17 protein-coding genes and 1 tRNA gene are annotated in these 19,222 nt (G+C 46.6%); 9 read left to right on the forward strand and 9 right to left on the reverse strand.

Annotated features, from left to right (window positions below; all coding sequences use genetic code 11):
* Positions 1-20: 20 nt before the first annotated feature.
* Positions 21-386, reverse strand: coding sequence for a hypothetical protein (locus QUA23_RS06280; protein WP_333074419.1), 366 nt, complete (start codon positions 384-386; stop codon positions 21-23).
* 325 nt (positions 387-711) lie between these two features.
* Here QUA23_RS06280 and QUA23_RS06285 point away from each other — a divergent pair, with 325 nt between their 5' ends.
* The 3 genes from QUA23_RS06285 (at position 712) to QUA23_RS06295 (ending at position 3,168) form a co-directional block, all read left to right on the forward strand.
* Complete coding sequence (locus QUA23_RS06285) at positions 712-1,440, forward strand: response regulator (protein WP_333074420.1); 729 nt, start codon at positions 712-714, stop codon at positions 1,438-1,440.
* A 6-nt stretch (positions 1,441-1,446) separates the two neighbouring features.
* Complete coding sequence (locus tag QUA23_RS06290; RefSeq protein ID WP_333074421.1) at positions 1,447-2,046, forward strand: adenylate/guanylate cyclase domain-containing protein; 600 nt, start codon at positions 1,447-1,449, stop codon at positions 2,044-2,046.
* A 186-nt stretch (positions 2,047-2,232) separates the two neighbouring features.
* Positions 2,233-3,168 (forward strand): fused MFS/spermidine synthase, encoded by a 936-nt coding sequence (locus tag QUA23_RS06295; RefSeq protein WP_333074422.1) that lies wholly within the window; start codon positions 2,233-2,235, stop codon positions 3,166-3,168.
* Between the two features lie 308 nt (positions 3,169-3,476).
* On the opposite strand, the gene ccmS is transcribed toward QUA23_RS06295, so the two are convergent.
* The 6 genes from ccmS to QUA23_RS06325 form a co-directional block, all read right to left on the reverse strand.
* Positions 3,477-3,908: a beta-carboxysome assembly chaperone CcmS gene (gene ccmS, locus QUA23_RS06300; RefSeq protein WP_333074424.1), complete on the reverse strand. Its 432-nt coding sequence runs from the start codon at positions 3,906-3,908 to the stop codon at positions 3,477-3,479.
* Between the two features lie 169 nt (positions 3,909-4,077).
* On the reverse strand, positions 4,078-5,874 hold the full coding sequence (locus QUA23_RS06305) for an ABC transporter ATP-binding protein (RefSeq protein WP_333074425.1): 1,797 nt from the start codon (positions 5,872-5,874) through the stop codon (positions 4,078-4,080).
* A 102-nt stretch (positions 5,875-5,976) separates the two neighbouring features.
* Entirely contained in the window at positions 5,977-7,365 is a 1,389-nt protein-coding gene (locus tag QUA23_RS06310) for an RtcB family protein (protein WP_333074426.1), read from the reverse strand.
* 343 nt (positions 7,366-7,708) lie between these two features.
* Positions 7,709-8,623 (reverse strand): glycosyltransferase family A protein, encoded by a 915-nt coding sequence (locus QUA23_RS06315; protein ID WP_333074428.1) that lies wholly within the window; start codon positions 8,621-8,623, stop codon positions 7,709-7,711.
* A gap of 464 nt (positions 8,624-9,087) precedes the next feature.
* Positions 9,088-10,923 (reverse strand): APC family permease, encoded by a 1,836-nt coding sequence (locus QUA23_RS06320; RefSeq protein ID WP_333074430.1) that lies wholly within the window; start codon positions 10,921-10,923, stop codon positions 9,088-9,090.
* A gap of 67 nt (positions 10,924-10,990) precedes the next feature.
* A complete protein-coding gene (locus tag QUA23_RS06325; protein WP_333074432.1) occupies positions 10,991-11,830 on the reverse strand; it encodes a prephenate/arogenate dehydrogenase in 840 nt (279 codons plus the stop codon).
* Positions 11,831-11,868: 38 nt separating this feature from the next.
* Here QUA23_RS06325 and QUA23_RS06330 point away from each other — a divergent pair, with 38 nt between their 5' ends.
* The 6 genes from QUA23_RS06330 (at position 11,869) to QUA23_RS06355 (ending at position 18,705) form a co-directional block, all read left to right on the forward strand.
* Positions 11,869-13,431, forward strand: coding sequence for a pentapeptide repeat-containing protein (locus QUA23_RS06330; protein WP_333070061.1), 1,563 nt, complete (start codon positions 11,869-11,871; stop codon positions 13,429-13,431).
* A 96-nt stretch (positions 13,432-13,527) separates the two neighbouring features.
* Positions 13,528-15,090, forward strand: a complete 1,563-nt coding sequence (locus tag QUA23_RS06335) for a pentapeptide repeat-containing protein (RefSeq protein WP_333074433.1) — start codon at positions 13,528-13,530, stop codon at positions 15,088-15,090.
* Between the two features lie 79 nt (positions 15,091-15,169).
* Positions 15,170-16,699 carry a pentapeptide repeat-containing protein gene (locus QUA23_RS06340; protein ID WP_333074434.1) on the forward strand — a complete coding sequence of 510 codons (1,530 nt, stop codon included), beginning with the start codon at positions 15,170-15,172 and terminating at the stop codon, positions 16,697-16,699.
* A gap of 22 nt (positions 16,700-16,721) precedes the next feature.
* On the forward strand, positions 16,722-18,230 hold the full coding sequence (locus QUA23_RS06345; RefSeq protein WP_333074435.1) for a helicase C-terminal domain-containing protein: 1,509 nt from the start codon (positions 16,722-16,724) through the stop codon (positions 18,228-18,230).
* A gap of 65 nt (positions 18,231-18,295) precedes the next feature.
* A complete protein-coding gene (locus tag QUA23_RS06350) occupies positions 18,296-18,508 on the forward strand; it encodes a DUF2839 domain-containing protein (protein ID WP_333038618.1) in 213 nt (70 codons plus the stop codon).
* Between the two features lie 125 nt (positions 18,509-18,633).
* A tRNA-Val gene (locus tag QUA23_RS06355) sits at positions 18,634-18,705 on the forward strand.
* A 91-nt stretch (positions 18,706-18,796) separates the two neighbouring features.
* Here QUA23_RS06355 and QUA23_RS06360 read toward each other — a convergent pair.
* Positions 18,797-19,003: a type II toxin-antitoxin system HicB family antitoxin gene (locus QUA23_RS06360; protein WP_333074436.1), complete on the reverse strand. Its 207-nt coding sequence runs from the start codon at positions 19,001-19,003 to the stop codon at positions 18,797-18,799.
* A complete protein-coding gene (locus tag QUA23_RS06365) occupies positions 19,003-19,200 on the reverse strand; it encodes a type II toxin-antitoxin system HicA family toxin (RefSeq protein ID WP_333074438.1) in 198 nt (65 codons plus the stop codon). The genes QUA23_RS06360 and QUA23_RS06365 overlap by 1 nt, the downstream gene beginning before the upstream one ends.
* Positions 19,201-19,222 lie beyond the last annotated feature (22 nt).

The following is a 19,222-nucleotide window of genomic DNA, read 5'->3' on the forward strand; positions in this document are numbered from 1 at the left end:
CCTATGCTGTCTGACCGGCCTCAAGAAGCTAGATCCAGAGGTGGCAAACCGCGCAACTGCCGCAGCGAGTTGATACACGCCTGGCAGTCGCAGCCAAACAGCGCCGCCGCCGCATCACTTTCTTCTTCCGTAAAATCCAGCATTGCCACCTGTTCGTCACCCGGCCGCTGCCAACTGATTCTTACTTTAGAATTAGCAGCAGCACCTTTGGCTGGGAGGCGCACGCAAGTCAGGCGCTGAGTGTGGGGCGATCGCACGCAGCGGGGCGAATCAGCCGATTGGCTTGGTGTTTCGCCAATTGGAGCGGGATTTGCGATCGCGCTCAAAGACATCAGCGATCCAAACAGCGTCGGACTTACAAGTAAAGTGAGGAGCAATCTATTCATTTGTCGTCCTTAAGAACTTCAACGTACACATTAGCCGATTATCTGTTGCAATTCAACAAGGTTTTTGTCCCCCATCAGTACGATTTGCCGTTATTAAGGCTTAAAAGCCTAATATTTAGCGCCCAAAACTTCAACAATTATTCGGGTATTAGCAACCAGCATTTTCTGATAAGTATCACCTTCGCTCCTCAGTTTAAGATTTGTTGCAATTTGAGTAAGTTTAGCTTGCCAGTGATAACAAATTCATCCAAGGCGGGTAAACTGATTTCAGCAAGCGTTACTCGAAGCAGCGAACAAGTTTACCTTAGAAACCAGGTGGGGAGTGATGAGTACAGTTTTAGTGGTGGAAGATTCCCGCAGTCAGCGGGAGTGCATTTCACATCAGTTGAGATGCAGCGGATTGAATGTAATTCAGGCATCTGACGGTGTGGAAGCGCTAGATAAAATTGAGAAAAATTGCCCTGATTTAGTATTATTAGATGTCATAATGCCCCGTCTAGACGGTTACGGTGTTTGTCGTTTAATTAAAGCTAATCCGGAAACTCGGAACATACCGATCGTATTTTTAACAGGCAAGGGACAGCAGTTAGCTTTATTTTCCCGGGCGATCGATCGCGCCGAGGCTTATGTTAGCAAACCTTGGCAGCCGAGGGAACTTTTGGCAACGATCAAAAAAGTTTTGCTCAATGCCCATATTAAGTTCGATCGAGCTTCTGCTGAGGCTTGGACGGAATACGGAATTTTAAACTTAAATACAGTCGAACTTTATCAAAGCCACGCCGATGCTTGGACAAAATACAGCGCCCAAATTATTAAATTGTACGATTCCAGCTTAGCAGCTTTCGAGCAAGCTTTGGCAATTGAACCGAGTCACTCGAATGCAAACAAGTATCGCAACCGAGTCCAGACAATCCGGGCAATTTTGATGAAAAAATTAGAACAAACTAAACCTTGCAAAGTGTGCGATTATTATTACGGTAAGGATGGCATCACTTGTGCAGTGCATCCGGCTGGTCGCCCTCAAGAACTGTGTCGTGATTGGGAATTTAATTAAACAAAAATGAAAACAAATAACCGTGCTTACTTAGAAACATTGCTGCAAGAAAGAAACGAATATCCCGAAAGAATGGCTGAAATTGATGAAAAAATTAATGCCACTTTCCGCAAAAATTACGCTATTTTAGTAATGGATATGTCGGGATTTTCGCGCACGACAGTCCGCTACGGAATTATTCATTTTTTGGCAATGATTCACCGGATGCACGGAATTGTCAAACCGATAATTTCCGAATACGGTGGCACTGTAGTTAAGGAGGAAGCAGACAATATTTTTGCAGTTTTTGCTGATGTAAAAGCGGCGGTGGAAGCTGCGATCGACTCTGTGAAACACACGGCGGCTGTCAACACGACACTGCCGCCGGAAATGGATATTTACCTCTGCATTGGTATCGGCTGTGGCGATGTTTTGATGCTGGAAGGAGAGGATATGTACGGTTCCGAATTTAATCTAGCATCGAAGCTGGGAGAGGATTTGGCGGAACGGGGAGAGATTTTGCTCACCTCAGCAGCCTTTGAAAAATTGGAAGGTGATAAGCAAGATTGGGAAAGAGTGGATTTTTCGATTTCGGGTTTGGAGTTGGTGGCGTACAAGCGGCTGTAATCGGGTGAATTTCTGTTGTCTTCTCGTTCTTCGCCCTGCGGGAAAATGAGAACATGACTTGCGCCAGCCTTGACTAGAAACCCGGTTTCTTCGCAGATATCGGGCGAATCAGCCATTTTGCTAGAAACCGGGTTGATGAGGCTATATTTTAAGAAAATATCTAATTAAAATAAAATTTAAAATCAGATGATTGAGGAATACAAAACTTGGCAATCTATCAATTTATCCGCTATTGAACAGCGGCTGGCTTGGCTGCAGCAACAGCCAGACAAAGTTATTTTTTGCAAAGAGTCTGGTGTTCACTATGTTGCAGTCACAAAAGAGCGATCGCACATTAAGCTATCTTTAGTAGAAAAAGTAAATCGGCACACAGATTTACTGCAATCTGTTTTCGATTTCAACAATCCTTTACATCTAGTGTCTGAATATACTCAGGCAATGATGTTGGGTTTAGTGTGGCAAAGCCAACCTCAAAGAATCTACATGGCTGGATTTGGCGGCGGCAGAATTCCCTTAGTTTTGCACCACTATTTGCCGGAAACTGTTATAGAATGTGCGGAGGTCGATCCGATCGCGATCGAAGCAGCTACACAGTGTTTTGGGGTGAAATTCGACGATCGGCTAACTGTAACAATTCAAGACGGCCGAGAGTATCTAGAGCAGCAAAAATTAGATACTCAGTACGATATCATCATGATCGACGTAGCTTTTGGCAACGGCTACTTTCCGCACCGCCTATCCACCAAAGAATTTTATCACCTCTGCGAAAAACACTTGTCAAGCGAGGGAGTTGTGCTAGCAAATCTGCTGCAAAGAGATGAGTTTTATGCCGAAAAAATCACGACTTTTCAAAGTGTGTTTTCTCAGGTGTGCCTGTGTGTTGGCCAGGAAAGTAATAGTATTTTGATTGGTAGCAACAGCCAGATTTTGGATAAAGATGAGATTGTTGCTAAGGCAAAATATTTGCAAGATAGCCATCAATTTTCATTTCCATTAACAGACAGGGCGCTTGAGGTAAAAGTAGGTAGAGAGTTGGCAGAGGCGGTACCTACTTTAGACAAAGCTCAAATTTTTCATGATGATTCGCCCCCCGCTGGTTATTTTGATTGCTGGTTATTCTGATATCTATAATAAGCCCCGGTTTACTCTTTGTGGAACAGGCATCTTGCCTGTTGCTGATACGCAGTTGATCTCACCGAGGGATTGAAAGAGACTGTTGAATGAAATTACCCTCAGAGTGCGATCTCGGATATAACCATCAACAATAGGGAAACTGAGGACACGGTATTGCCGTTTCCCTACCTCAACATAATCAATCTTCCTCGATAATATATATAACCATCGCCCGATTAATTGTAGGGAAACCGCACGGCGTCCTCTCCTGACTGCCGGTAATATCAATTCCGATACCACCGGATTTGATATAACTCCTATTTCATATATTCAACCATCTGCTGTTCCAGCTTAGCCAACAATGTATCCACATCGGTTGCAGCTTCCTCAAAACAAACAGGAGGTTCAGGCTTAGGTTCAAAAAAAATTAACTTGATTTGACCTTCGCCGATCGCCAAAATCGCCACTTCTGTCTCAGGTTTGTGAGCATTCAACACACCTACAACTTCCTGAATATGACTTCTCACTTGACGGTTCAACTCTTCAACCGCCTCTTTCTTACAATACACAAAACGCGCAGTTTCTGCAATATCAATTGCTAAAACCTCCTCGCTTTCCTCTCCCCTTTCCAGGAATAGCCCCCAAGCCAAAGCAGCCAATTCATTTTGATTAGCTTTCACGAATTTATCTAATTTGCGACTCCAGCTATTTTCGTTGGGTTTGGACTCAGGGCTATCAAATAGAAACATTTTCTCTTCTTGTTTGTATAAACTAATATTTTACAGTCAGCAGTCAGCAGTCAGTAGTCAGTTGGCAGTTGGCAGTTGGCAGTTGACTGTTGTCATTAGTTAGCCATGCCCAATGCCCCATCCCTAATTACAAATTAGCAATTCCCAATTACTCAAAACCGCTGCGTTTCTATCTTATACCAGATTGCACGCGCCAGAGCGCCGCATAAATTCCGTCCTGTTCGATCAGTTGTTCGTGCTGCCCCGATTCTACCACTAGCCCTTCTTCCATGACACAAATGCAATCGGCATTGCGGACAGTAGAAAGACGGTGGGCGATCGCAATTGTAGTGCGATTTTTGGTAATTCGTTCGAGCGATCGCTGAATTGCCGCCTCTGTCTCGTTATCGACGGCTGAAGTAGCTTCGTCAAGAATCAAAATCGGCGGATTCTTCAAAACAGCCCGTGCAATTGCAATTCGCTGCCGCTGACCCCCCGACAATTTTTGACCGCGTTCCCCTACAATAGTGTTGTAACCGTCCGGCAATTGGGCGATAAACTCGTGCGCTTCCGCAATTTTAGCAGCATTTACTATCTCTCGATTAGTTGCCTCAAAACTGCCGTAAGCAATATTTTGTGCCACCGTACCGTGAAACAAAAACACATCTTGACTCACCAATCCGATCGCTCTCCGCAAATCTTTTAAATTCAGGTTATTTAATTCTATACCGTCGAGATAAATATTGCCGTGCTGTACCTCGTACAGCCTCAAGATCAGCTTCACTAGCGTACTTTTTCCCGAACCAGTAGCCCCAACAATCGCAGTAGTTTTTCCGGCCGGCAGAGTCAAGGAAAAATACTGCAAAATTGGCTTTCTTTGATTGTAAGAAAAAGTAACATTTTTAAATTCCAACTCACCCTTAATCGAACTAACCGGCCGCCGAATATCACCCGTGCGAATTGCGATCGGAGTATCCAACAAATTCATCACCCGATTAGTAGAAGCCATTGCGCGCTGGTATTGATCCAGAGTATCTCCCAGGCGAGTCAGCGGCCACAGCAACCGCTGGGTCAAAAACACCAAAACGCTGTAAGTTCCCACAGATAATCGGCCCGCAACCACCTCCAAACCGCCCAGAAATAGTGTTGCAATAAACCCCAAGAAAATCACAACCCGAATCAGCGGAATAAAAGCTGCCGAAAGTACGATCGCCCGTCGGTTGCTTTCGCGGTAAGCTTGGCTTTGTCCTTCGATGCGCTGAATTTCATAATCTTCGGAAGTAAAACTTTTAATAGTAGTAATTCCCATCAAATTATTCGACAGTTGCCCGTTCAGAAAACTCACCTTTTCCCGCACATCAGCATAGAGAGGAGCGAGGCGGTTTTGAAAGGCGATCGAGCCCCAAATAATAAAAGGTATCGGCAGCATTGACAGCCCAGCAATACCAGGAGAAGCAGCAAAAAAAGCCGCGCCAATCACAACAACCGTTGTCATTACCTGAATCACCTCATTAGCGCCGTCGTCCAAAAAACGTTCGAGTTGATTGATATCATCATTGAGAATAGAAATCAAACCGCCCGTGCTGCGTTCTTCAAAATAAGCTAATTCTAATTCCTGCAAATGGCTGTAAGCTTCCAAACGCAAATCGTGTTCAATATCCTGAGCCAAATTGCGCCACAAATAATCATAGGCATATTCAAAAAGAGATTCCAACGTCCAAACAACCGCGCTCAAAAGAGTGATAATTGCCAGTTGCCAAAAGACATCTTTTATGCCCCACTGAGCGAGGATAGAATCTTGCTGTTTCACCACCACATCAACGGCAATACCGATTAATGCTGGCGGTGCTAAATCGAAGAATTTATTGAGCAGCGAACAGATACTTGCCAGCCAAGCTTTCAGGCGGTAGCGGCGTCCGTACTTCAGCAGCCGCTTTAGCGGATGGACAGGTTTTGATTGATTTGGTGATGCTTGAGAATCATTCATAGGGCATGGGGCATCGGAAATAGGGTCGAGAATTAAAAATTAGTAGGGCGATCCGCGCGCACCTTACCCTTGTTTAATTTTTAATTCTCAAATGCCCCGTTCCTAGGCTTTAAATGTTAACACTGGCTTCATTTTAGCGACTACACCAACTATTTGCGCCTCAACCTGAACGTCAATTACTGGTTGAATTGCCTTGTAAGCTGCCGGTGCTTCTTCAATTCTGCGTTCTTCGCGCCAGGTAATGCAATCTACGCCGGTTAATCCCAAAGTGGAGTCAGTTTTGTCAGCACCTTTGCGGCTCATATCGAAGCGCGATCGCGCCCTTCCTGCACCGTGAGAAGCCGATCGCAAAAATCGATCGTTCCCCTTCCCAACCAGCAAAAAAGACGGCGCGCCCATCGAACCCGGTACAATTACAGGCTGACCGGAATGTGCGGGACAAGCGCCTTTGCGCGTTACCCAGCCGGCACCTTCGCCTAAAGTGATATTGTGAGGCAAATCGTATACTAAGGGAGCTTCGACATCGCCGAAAACTTGTCGCAAACGCCAGCGCAGAAGTTCTGCTAGCAGCAAACGGTTGATAAAACCGTAGTTAGCGGCGGTTGCTTCCGCTTGCAGGTAGCTGTTGACAAGTTCGGGATTTGCTGCCACAGATAGCGGAAAAAGCCTGGCTTCAGGATGTTTCAGAGTTTTCGGCCAGGCGTCGCAAGCTCGATCGCGCCACATTCCGCCGATGTATTTGCCGACATTCCGCGAACCCGAGTGAATCATGAAAGCCATTTGTCCGGATCGAACTCCCCAAGTATAAGCCGTAGCTCGATCGATAACTTCCTCAACCACTTGAATTTCGACAAAGTGATTGCCGCCACCGATGGTAGCTAACCCGCCATCCCTGACTAAGCCGTCATTTGGGACTAATTCTTCGGGAGCCCATTTGACATCGCCATTCATGGAACCGCCGAGGAAAGTGCGATCGCACTCTGTGGCCAATTGCTGGAAATCCGAATTAGCCGCGCTGCCGGTTGCCTCGTCTGGCATAGTATCCAGCCATCCGGGAATCCCGTGTTGGAACATGGCGCGAGCAGTTTTTGCAGTCATGCTGACATCGCGAGTACCGAAGAAATAATCGCCTTTGAGCAATTCTACAAATCGATCGCGCTGACTGAGGAATTGTTCGATCGACAAATCCGCAACGTGTAACCGCATCCCGCAGTTAATATCAGAACCGGTAGCCGCCGGAATCACCATTCCTGCTGTTTGGACGATCGAGCCGATCGCCACCCCCGCATCCCCCGGATGGAAATCTGGAGTAGCGCCAGCGCGGCAAACGCAACCACCTTGAGGGTGTCGAACATTCGCCAAATTTGCCAACTGTTTTAGCGCCTTTGCTTCCACAGGAAAATCCTCTGGGAGCAAAACTTCTGATGTTGGAGCATCGGCATCTTGCCAGTATTCTTTTCGAGTAAACTTTATTGTCGTAACTAACCTCAAGACTTGGCCGAGACAAAGCTCGCAAAACCCTGTTCAAGTTTTTTGGCTGCTGCATAAATAGTCTGTTGTGGGTTGCAGTACAACCGCCACAAATGGAAGAGATGTTGTAGTTAGTAAAATAATTTGGTTCAGCAGCAATCTTTATAGAGAGAAGTTGAAGCCAACTTCTCGACTCACTACAAGTATGACACCCCATTTTTTCCGGGTAAATTTACCCAACTTATCTGCCATAGCGAGGTATCCAAAATTTGTGAACCTCTTCCCTATTATGCTGTTTTTCAGCGCTGTCAGTGCCGCTCAAAGCTTGTTTCCTCCCTTTTCTTGTTAAAGATAAATTAGCTGACTAAGGGTTGAGTTCAGGTTTCCCAAAACCAGACTTTTTTTTCAATTCCCGCCAATAATCCCCAACTTTTGTTTCTCCCAAAGCCATGCGCATTTTCTGAATCATGCTGCTTCTTACAGGTGGTTTTCCGTAGTAAAGAAATTGACTGATGTCTTTAGCAAGGGCCGCATTCATGAAAGTTTTAACATCTTGGCGAGCCAAATATTTCTCCCGAACCTCCTGCAAATATTCGTCTTGAGCGTTCGTGTGAAATACCGTCCAGCTCGCGTCTTCCATCTTACACAAAGTATATTGGTTGTGAGCCTCCATATATGCGCTAAATGCTTCTTCCAGCAAAAACCTGCCAAACTGGTGTGTTCCTTCAAATCTTGAAGCAATATATTCACCCGCAAATTCTTGCATGACTGCAACGAAGGTACTGTGCTTCATCAAAGAAAAATTGATCGTGCAGGCTTGAATGAAGTACCACCCAGCCCAAGCGTCGAGATGTGGGTACGATCTGTTAAAAGCTCCGCCCACTGCAAAAACTTCATCTCGTTCGAGATAATCGATCGCTTCCTCTAACCAACCGTCGTGGCCTTCTCTGTAAGGTAACGTGTCAATTTTGAACCACAATACATACGGCTTGCTAGCGATTGCTCCCGCTGTATACTCCTGAATAAAACATCTATCTTTGTCATTGTCTTGATGGTGCGATGCAATGATTTGCAGCTTATCAATTAAGCCCTCCTGATAAAGTTCCCAATAAACTTTTTGAGTGTCCCTATCGCTGCCACCGTCGACAACAATAACTTCCCCTGGTTTGCCACCTAAAAATTTAAACCAATCCAGGAGAATCTCTCTATAGGCTAACCCATTGCCAAAATTGGCTGAGACCATCGACACTTCACTGAGTTTGCTTAATTGCTCGCTCATATTTTTTATTGAAGGAATATAGCTGGTGCTTGTCCGTTACAACATACTAAAATTTTAGACGATTGTCAATTTTAAATAACATCATTACAGTAAAAATACTGATAACTTTACTGTGTGTTTGATTATATTTGTAACAGCACCAGCCCTGGACGCACTCCGGCTCTCATAAACGGGGTTTTTTAACTTAAGACTAAAGCCAAAAAACCCCGTTTCTTTCGCGCCGATCAGCTAGTCGGTGGACTTGTAGAGTTAATACCTCACTTACGCACCGAAACTTAAAAAACCGCGTTTGTTAACCGATATTCCTCGCGCTACAGGGAGGAGTATGGGGTAAAATAACCCGGTTTCTACGATACATCTTAGGTTGAGCAACAAAACCTCCAGAAACAAACCGGGTTGCTGCACAAGTCCTCAATAAGTTTGTTTGACAGGCGAAAAATGACAAACTTTTAATTAGAGATTGCTTAAAGATAATATCTAACGGTTGTTACAACCCGACTTTTTTTAGCCCGCAAAGCCGCTTTCAAAAAGAAAGCAGTTTGATTGTGCAGCAGTCCCTCCCACCAATTTCGCGTCACAAAAGCCGGAATGATCAGCGTTAAATATACTCCCGGTCGCTGCTCTTCAAACAAAGCCAAAAAGTGTGTCAAAGCCGAACCAACAGAACGGTAAGGCGAGTCCAGAATTTCCAAAGGAATATCAGACTGCAAATCTTGCCAAGCCGCTTGTAATTTTTCTCGATCGGTCAAACCAATATCTACGTGAACTGCGATAACTTCATCAGCAATTAAACGAGCGTAATCCAGGGCCTCAAAAGTTCCTCGGTGCAACTGCCCGACTAACACGACTGCCGGATGTGTCACCGCCTTAACTCTAGGTCTGCGAAGATAAGACCTCGGTTCTATTCCCTGAATGCTCAAGCGAGCCGCTACATACCGATAGTGCCGGTGAATAGCTAAAAATAGAGTGACTACGAGCGGAATAGTTACTACGACAACCCAAGCTCCCAAAAGGAATTTTGTAGCGAGGATTACAGCCAAAACTCCCGTTGTTGCCACTGCACCAATACCGTTCATCACAGCACTAACTTGCCAACCTTTACCTCGTTCTTTAAACCAGTGAATTACCATTCCCGATTGGGAGAGAGTAAAAGAAGTGAAAACTCCAACCGCATACAGGGGAAGCACCGCACTCGTATTGCCTCGAAAGATGATAATTAAAAGAGCAGCGCAGAAGCTTAGCAGATTAATGCCATTAGAATAAACCAGTCGATCGCCCAACAGCGACAACTGCCGGGGCAAGTACCCGTCCCGCGCCAAAAAATAACAAAGTCGCGGAAAATCAGCATAACTCGTATTCGCCGCCAACAGCAAAATTAACAGAGTTGCCGCCTGCAAATAGTAATAAAATATACCTACACCAAAAATCTGTTTTCCCAATACAGAAAGGAGCGTTTCATGTTCTGTAGGAATCACCTGATAAATATGAGCCAAGTAACTAATTCCCAAAAACATTGCTCCCAGAATTCCCCCCATATAGCTCAAAGTCAGGCGCGCATTTTTCCATTCAGGAGGCTTAAAAGCCAACACACCGTCTGATATGGCTTCAACTCCAGTCAGGGCAGTACAGCCCGCCGCAAAAGCGCGCGCCAGCAGAAATAATCCCAAAGGTTCCTTAGCTGGAATATTTTGTAATGTCGGCATAACATTACCTGTTGCCTGTTGGAATAAGCCGCAGCCAATCAAAACAAAAATCCCAACGAGAAACCCATAGGTGGGAACCATAAATATATTGCCCGATTCCCGTAATCCCCTGAGATTGGCAAACATGATTAGGACAATAAAAACTAAGCACAGTTCAACTGTGTAGGGTTGCAGCGAGGGAACTGCTGAAGTCAAGGCCGCCACCCCAGCCGAAATACTTACTGTTACAGTTAAAATGTAATCAATCATCAGCGAAGCTGCTGCGATCAAACCAGGGTAAATACCTAAATTTTCTCGCGCCACAATGTAAGCACCGCCGCCGTTGGGGTACGCTTTAATTGTCTGTCGGTAAGACAGCGCCACGATCGCCAACAGTAAAATAATAATTCCAGAAATAGGCAGCGATAAACTCAAACTGCTACTGCCCGCTAGTAACAGTACCAGCAGAGTTTCTTGAGTAGCGTACGCAACAGACGACAGTGCATCGGAAGCCAGAACAGCTAGTCCTGTAGCGTTGCTCAGGCGTTCATGAATAGATGCGCTAGTGGGGAGAGATTCACCCAGTAAAAATCGCTTGAGCCGAGAATAAGTGTACATTGAAACTCAATATATAACCCTCCACAAATCATAATCGAGATGGGGAAAGTTTTAAGTAATTTTTGGCTCACAATTTGTAATTCTGTCTCGCTTGTTGAGTCAGCTTCAGCTTGTGTTCGAGAGCTTGCCAATTTTGAGCTTCGATATCAGTGATGAACTCGTCAAGACTGTCGCGGTAAATAGAGAGCGATCGCAACAATTCCTCTCGATTGTACTTTGCCACCATCACTCCCAGCTCGGGATTGCCGCCCCCAACCCGGCTCGTATCCCGAAAACCCGAACTCGCCAAATGTTGGGCTAAATTAACAATATGCCGATCGCCCTCTCGATCGCAGGCAGCAACCAGCGTCGCGCTCGCCATTAGCGGCAAATGAGAAATCCAAGCCACAGCTCGATCGTGTTCTTCCGGCTCACATCGGTAAACTTTAGCACCCAGCAACCGCGCAATTTCCTCAACCTTATCCACCGCAAGCGTCGGCGTCTGGGCAGTCGGCGTCACCACATAAGGCCGGCCTACAAACAAATCCGGCATCGCCGCCTCAATTCCGCTTTCAGCAGTCCCCGCCATCGGGTGTCCCCCCACAAAATTCGGCCACAGAGGAGACACAGCCTGCACTATGGGTGTTTTTACGGAACCGACATCGGTTACAATAGTATCAGGGGAAAGATAGGGCACCAACTCTCGGACGATCGGCTCGATCGACCCCAGCGGCGTGCAAATAAAAACCACATCGGCTACTGCCATTAGAGACAGGTGTATGCTGGCTTCATTGACAACACCGCGAGCTTGCGCCCGATAACAAGTCTGCTGCCGGCTCGAAACCCCAAAAACATTAAACCCGCGCAATCGCAAATCCAGCCCGATCGAGCCACCAATTAAACCCAGTCCTACAATACCGATATTCATAGCAATAAAATGGGGATATTTGATACGGTGCCGCCCCCATGACAGTCGAGGAACTCCTGAAAAAATATGCCGCCGGAGAAAGAAACTTTGCCGGAATCAACCTGACTGAGGCCAACCTCAGCGGCGTCAACTTGAGCGGAGCCAACCTCAAGGGTGCGAATCTGAGTGTAGCAAACCTGAGCGGAGCAAACCTCAGCAAAACCAACCTCACAGGTGCCAAACTCAACATCGCCAGACTCAGTGGCGCCCATCTAGGCGGCGCCGACCTCACCGACGCCGACCTCAACGTCGCTTACCTAGTGCGAGTTGACCTCAAAAAAGCCATACTCATAGGAGCCAAACTGATCAGAGCCGAGCTGATTCGAGCCGAACTCAGCGGCGCCAACCTGCAAGGCGCAAACCTCAGCGGCGCCACCCTTACCGAAGCCACCCTTCGAGGAGCCAACCTCGCTCAAGCCAACCTTCGAGGCGCTCACCTCAGCGGCGCGTGCTTGACAGAAGCCAACCTCGAACAAGCCAACCTGCAAGGAGCCGACCTGAGCCGCGCCGACCTCAGCGGCGCCGACTTGCGAGGCACAGAACTGAGACAAGCCAACCTCACTCAAGCCGTACTCAGCGGCGCCGACCTCAGCGGCGTCAATTTGCGCTGGGCCATCCTCAGCGGCTGCAATCTCCGCTGGGCCGACCTGAGCGAAGCCAAATTGAGCGGTGCCGACCTCAGCCGAGCCGACCTCTGCCACGCCAACTTGCTGAATGCCAGCTTAGTTCACGCCGACCTGACAAATGCCTATCTGATCCGCGCCGACTGGATTGGAGCCGACTTAACCGGAGCCACCTTAACCGGAGCCAAACTTCACGCAGTTTCGAGGCTCGGCATCAAAACCGAAGGCATGACCTGCAAGTGGGTCGATCTGAGCCCCAACGGCGACCACAGCCAAATTTACTGGTTGAACTCAGGAGGAACCCACGACTTTTTTCACGAAACCTTGCCCACAGTTCGGATTGTGATTGACTCGCCCTTAGACCAAGGCGCTCATTTTGCACTAGCTGCAACTTATTACCAAATTGCCCAACAATACCCGAGTTTAAGTCAGCCTCCCACTATTGAAGTCAGCTCCAGGCGCACCGTACTCGCATTTAAAATGGACAGCGACGATAAATTATTTGCCACCGCTTACGTTGCGATCATTCCTTTTAACGACGCTGCCATAACTCAAAAAAACCTAATAGCTTTGATGAAAATGATTCAATCCCATGATGCAGGAAAACTTAACGTCAAAGAATCTAAACACGTCCAGTTATGCAGCAAAGCTCTTAACCAAGCTATCAGTAAAGTAGACCAAATCAAAATTTCCAGTTCTTTTCCAAAAATCGGTGAAAGCATCAATTTCTTTCAAATCCCCACACAAATGAGCTTAATTAATTCCCGCGATCAAAGACTCAGCGTATATCACCACCCAGGCTTCGGCAAGCGCCTGATTAAAAAATACGATCTGAGTAACTCAACAGCGGCTAAGTTAGCCGAAAGTACAAAATTGGCTCAAGCTAATATCACTAGCATTTTGGATTTTATAAAAGGCTTCCACAATATAGATGTCTAGGCATATTGCATCAAGTTACAAAAAATGCTTATTCTAGTTTAAAGGTTGGCACAATAAAGCTTTGTTCTAGCTAAGACATCAGGGAAATCGAAAAGCATGGATGCCGAAGAACTCATCACCAAATATGCAGCAGGAGAAAGAGATTTTACTGCCATCCTCCTTTGCGAGGCAAATCTGAGCAGGATCGATCTCAGCGGGGCTAATTTCAGTGAGGCAATTTTGAGCCTTACCAACATGAGCGGCACCAATTTGTCAAACGCCAACATGAGAAAAGCCAAACTCAATGTTGCCAGACTCAGCGGTGCCAATCTGTACAAAGCCAACCTCAGCGGCGCTATCCTCAACGTGGCAAACTTGATTCGAGCCGACCTCAGAGAAGCCCAACTCGTCGAAGCTACAATGATCAGATCCGAACTGATCCGAGCCGACCTGAGTAGTGCCAACTTGGCCGGTGCAAATCTCAGCGAAGCAGATTTGAGAGAAGCAACCCTCAGAGAAGCCAATCTAGAGCAAGCCGACCTCAGCGGGGCTCACCTGAGAGGCGCTTTTCTGACAGCAGCAAACTTGGAACGGGCTAACTTGCACAGAGCCGACCTCAGCAGGGCCGACTTGCGAGGAGTCAACCTCTGCAATGCCGAACTCAGACAAGCTAATCTATCTCAGGCCAACCTTAGCGGCGCTGACTTGCGAGGCGCTAATCTCCGGTGGGCTGACCTCAGCGGGGCGAACCTGACCGGTGCTGACCTCGATGAAGCGAGATTGAGCGGGGCCAACTTGTACGGAGCAAATTTGAGCAATGTCAATCTATTGAACGCTACTTTGGTACACGCGGATTTGACTCAAGCTAATTTGATTCACGCTGATTGGGTGGGGGCAGATTTGACGGGGGCGGCCCTGACGGGGGCAAAAATTTATGCGGTTTCTAGGTTTGATGTGAAAGCAGATGACATTACCTGCGATTGGGTGGACCTCAGTCCTAACGGCGATCGCAGCCACATTCAGCGCTTTACCCCAGAAGAATCTCAAAGGTTTTTCAATGCTACACCGCCGACAGTTCAAATTATTGTCGATCGACCTCTCGACCCCGATGCTAACTTTGTACTTGCAGCTACCTACCGCCAAATTGCCCGTCAATACCCTGCTTTGAGCCATCCTCCCAGTATCGAAGTTAATTCCCGACGCACAATCATATCATTTAGAATAGAACAGGACGAGCAACTATTTCCCACCGCTTTCGTTGCGATTATTCCCTTTAGTGATGCAGCATTTACTCAGAAAAATTTGATTACTTTGATCAAGATGATTCAACCCCAAAGTGGTAATAACCTGGGCGTCAGAGTCTCAAATATGGTAGTGCAATTAAACGTAGCCCTGACCAAAACAATGAGAAAAATAGGGGAAATGAAAATTCAGCCGGTTCGCCTCGATCGCGAACCGATGTCAAGTTTTTTCCAATCACCTACCCAAACTGTACTCGCTAACTCCAGCGCCGAAACTTTGATGATTCACTATCACCCAGATTTTGGCAGAAACTTGACAAATTTGCCCGGAGTCAACAAAACCTCTATCAGTCCTGCAATTAAAGCCCAAAGATTTACCACCCCGCCCCTAAATACGGTTATTGAGTTTGTCAAAAGCTTTTATCAGCTCGGTGAGTAAATACTATAAATTAATTTGATATTATTTCTATTTATGCCATATAAAAGTTAGCCGATTGCCATTTTATTCAGGTAAACAAATGGAAGCTCAAGAACTGCTCAAACGATTTGCAATCGTCAAAAGATATACTGAAGGCGACAGAGATTTCACAGGAATCAACCTGAATGAAGCTAATCTCAGCCGCATCAATCTCAGCCAATCAATTTTAAAGGGGGCTAGCTTATTTGTTACCAACCTCAGCGGTGCTAACTTGAGCGAAGTTAACTTGAGCGAAGCTAACCTGAATGTGGCTAGACTCAGCAGTACCAACCTCTCGCGGGCAATCTTAAACGGGGCTACTCTCAACGTAGCAAACTTAGTGAGAGCCGATTTAAGTGCAGCTCAATTAATCAGAGCATCCCTTATTAGAAGCGAATTAGTCCGCTGCGAACTCAGCAAAACTAACTTCAGCGGCGCTAACCTGACTGAAGCAGATTTAAGAGAGGTAAAACTGACGGAAGCTAACCTGTCCGGTGCTAACCTGTCCGGTGCAAATCTCAGAGGTGCTTCGGCTGCTTCAGCTAACTTTCAAGAAGCTAACTTACACGGCGCAGATTTGACGAAAGCAGAACTTAACGGCGTCAATTTGAGCAATGCCGATATGAGACAAGCTTCTTTGCAACAGGTGAATCTCAGCAGTGCCAATTTGAGCGGAGCTAACCTTAAATGGGCTGATTTGACGGGAGCTAACCTCAGCGGCGCGGATCTGAGCTTTGCTAAATTGAGCGGAGCTAACCTTAACGGAGCAGATTTAAGAAATACTAATTTAGGAAGTGCTAGTTTCGTTCACGCTGATTTGACAGAAACAAATTTGATTAATGCAGATTGGGTGGGCGCTGATTTGAGAGGAGCAACTTTAACAGGAGCAAAACTGTATTTAGTTCCTCGGTGTGGTATCATTGCAGATGATATTACTTGCCAGTGGGTTGACCTCAGCCCCGCAGGCGATCGCACTCAGATTCAACAATTTAATTCGCCGTCAGAATCGATAAAATTTTTAAATCACACGCCTGGGTTAGTGCAAATTGTGGTTGACGCACTTTTAGACTACTCAGCAAACAGCACTTTAGCAACAGTTTACAGCGAAATAGCTCGGCATTACCGGGCAATGAATTTTCCTCCTAATATTGAAGTCGGCTACCGCCGCACAACTCTAACTTTTAGATTTGAGAGCGATGAGCATTTATTGCCAGCAGCTTTTTTAGCGATTCTTCCTTTTAAAGATGCTGTACAAACTCAGAGAAATATTATGGTTATCGGCAAAAATATTGAAAGTCAAAATTTAGATGAGAAACGAATAGTGCAGTTGCGTAAAGCATTGAGTAAAGCTACAAATAAGTTAAATGATTTGATAAATTTGCTCTCTAATATATCAGGGGTTAGTCAGCCAACAAAGTTTTTTGAGTCGCCTACCCAAACTATTTTAATTAGTTCGGGACAGGAGAGTTTGATGGTGAATTCTCACGGGAATTTTGGGAAGGGAGGTGCAAGTCATCAGCCGAGTAAATTCAGTTTGCCTCTCGGTCAAAAAGTAGTTGATTTTCTGGCCAGTTTTGATTATGTTGAGTGAGAAATGTCAATTTTAAAACCGATTGATTGAGGTAGAAGTCCACAACTCATTGCTCCGCTTCCTGCGATCGCACTCCGAGCCGCACTGGCCACACCATTTAACGATGGCACGGCTCGTGGCGCGGGCTTTGCGCTTGGGGCGCAGCGCTCTGATCCAAACGGGGCTTCCCGCTGGAGCTTACCGACAGCGGTATCGAGTCAGCTATTTGATGCCTATTTTGATGTGGCCGGAGCCTGTGATTTTAGTGGCGCCGACACCGCTGATCGAGCATTTGAGAGCAGTGGAAATTCCGCGTTTGCAAGAGTGGCTGCAAACAGAGGGGTCGATCGAGACTTATTCGGATAATGCCACTGGACGAGGATTGATGCTAGCAGATCCGCAGTCTTGGCTGGCGGCTCGCTTGGCGGGGAATTCGGAACTGCACAGGAATATTCCGACAATTATCGACGGTGTGGATGACTTGGAAGTTTGGACGCGCCAGCAATTGACGGCGGGTTTGCAACCGGGTGACTGGAATGATTTAATGCAATCTCAGCCTTTGGAAGCCGATGCAATCCTCCAAGGGCGGGTAATGCTAACGCGGGCTTTCTTTAAGCATCCGGCGAAACCAGAGGAGTGCTATTTGCTGGAAACGGCAGAGCAAAATATTTTGCAGGGACTGTTTGAAAGGATTGAGCCAAACCCCCTAATTCCGGCTGCTTGGAGCAATTTTTGGCAGCGGTGGGAAACAAACGGAAAACTGCGGTGGGCGGAAATTCATCGGGAGGCTGGGTCATTTTCTCTTTACTGCGCGCCGGTGCAGGTGGCTGAGGTTTTGACCAAAATTTGGGACGATCAGCCGGTGGTGTTGATTGGCGGGGCGGTGGATGTGGAACCGAAGGCTCCGATTTTCCGGGAAATGCTGGGGCTTCCAGAATTGACGAGCGTTAAGTTTTCGCCCGATCGACAAAATGAATTAATTCAACTGTACATTCCCAACTGGCTGCCGCTGCCAAATACGCCGGAATTTCAGGGAGTTTTAATAGAAGAAATTCGGACTTTGCTGTTGATGAGCGCGTCGGTGGCGGGGTTAACGGTGCTGATTGTTGGTGATGTACCGCTGAAGGCTCGGCTGGCGGCGATTTTGGCTTCTGAGTTCGGTTCTAGGGTGCAGGTAGAAAAGACGGATGTGGGCGAGAATGCGATTTTGGTGACAGGGTGGGAGTTTTGGCGGGAACATCAGGGGGAATTGAGGGCGCCTCACTTGCTGGCGATCGCAACTTTGCCGCTACCTTCTTTGGAGAATCCTTTGGTGACGGCGCGTGTGGCTTATTATAAGGAACGGCGCAAGGATTGGTTTCGGTTGTATTTGCTGCCGGCCGCGCTGAATGAATTGCAGCGGGCGATCGCGCCGGTGCGAGAACGTCAAGGGGTGGTGGCGATTTTCGACAGCAGGGTGATTCACCGCAGTTACGGACAGCAGGTTTTAGCGGCTTTGAGTCCTTTTGCGAGGATTGATTATTTGGATACGACTTGGCTGACGCAGGCTTGAGATGACCTGTTGACTTATAATTTGGTTAGGTATCCAGTTGAAATCTAATTTAGTAGACAAAGATTATGGGTGAAGCTAAGCGTCGCAAAGAGTCGATCGGCGACGAATACGGTAAAGAAGAACGCATCGTTCCCTGGCTGCCAATCACGAAAACCCAAAGCGAAGATTTTGTCAAGTGGACAAGTCGCGGAAGCTGGATCGGGATTAGTCTTTTGGTGGCTTGGTGGATTGTAGTGCGATTTGTCGGCCCGTCGGCGGGTTGGTGGCAGGTTAACTGATGCCAGACTCGACAAATGCCTGTATTCTTGGCATTGTGTCGAGTTTAACTCGGAAACAAGCTGCTGAATTTTTAGGAAAATTTTAGTTGCGAATTTTAACTTGGTATGGTATCTTAATTATCTGCGGGCAATTAGCACAGTGGTAGCGCACTTCCTTCACACGGAAGGGGTCACAGGTTCAAATCCTGTATTGCCCATATAAATTATTTTCTGATTCCTCTTATTTCTTAGTCCCCCTCTGCGGGGACGAAATTTTGTGTAGCCGCTGTTTCAACCGCCGTCACCTTCTTAAGCTTCAACATATTCGCAAATAGAGACAGGTTCCGGAATAGGAAAAGCATCCTCTTGTAGTCCTTGAATATGAAATGCGATCGCCTCTTTAATTAAATTTCTCACCTCTTCTAAACTTTCAGCCACAGCTACACATCCAGGTAAATCGGGAACATACGCACCGTAGCTAGTTTCACCTTTTTCAATTACAACAGCATAACGCATTAATCTTCCTCCTCTTCTAGTTGAGCTTGCCGCCAAACACTTTTAAGCGTACCAATTGGCATATCAACGCCTAAATTACCTGACACCGTGACAGTCACAGCCTTTTCTGGGTGTTTAAATTGACGATGACTGCCCTTTGTTCTAGCTAAATACCAACCATCATCTTCTAACATTTTAATAACTTCTATAACTGGCATTTTTTATCTATAAAACTCATCA

Source organism: Microcoleus sp. Pol1C5 (assembly GCF_036701115.1).
Classification (GTDB): Bacteria; Cyanobacteriota; Cyanobacteriia; order Cyanobacteriales; family Microcoleaceae; genus Microcoleus.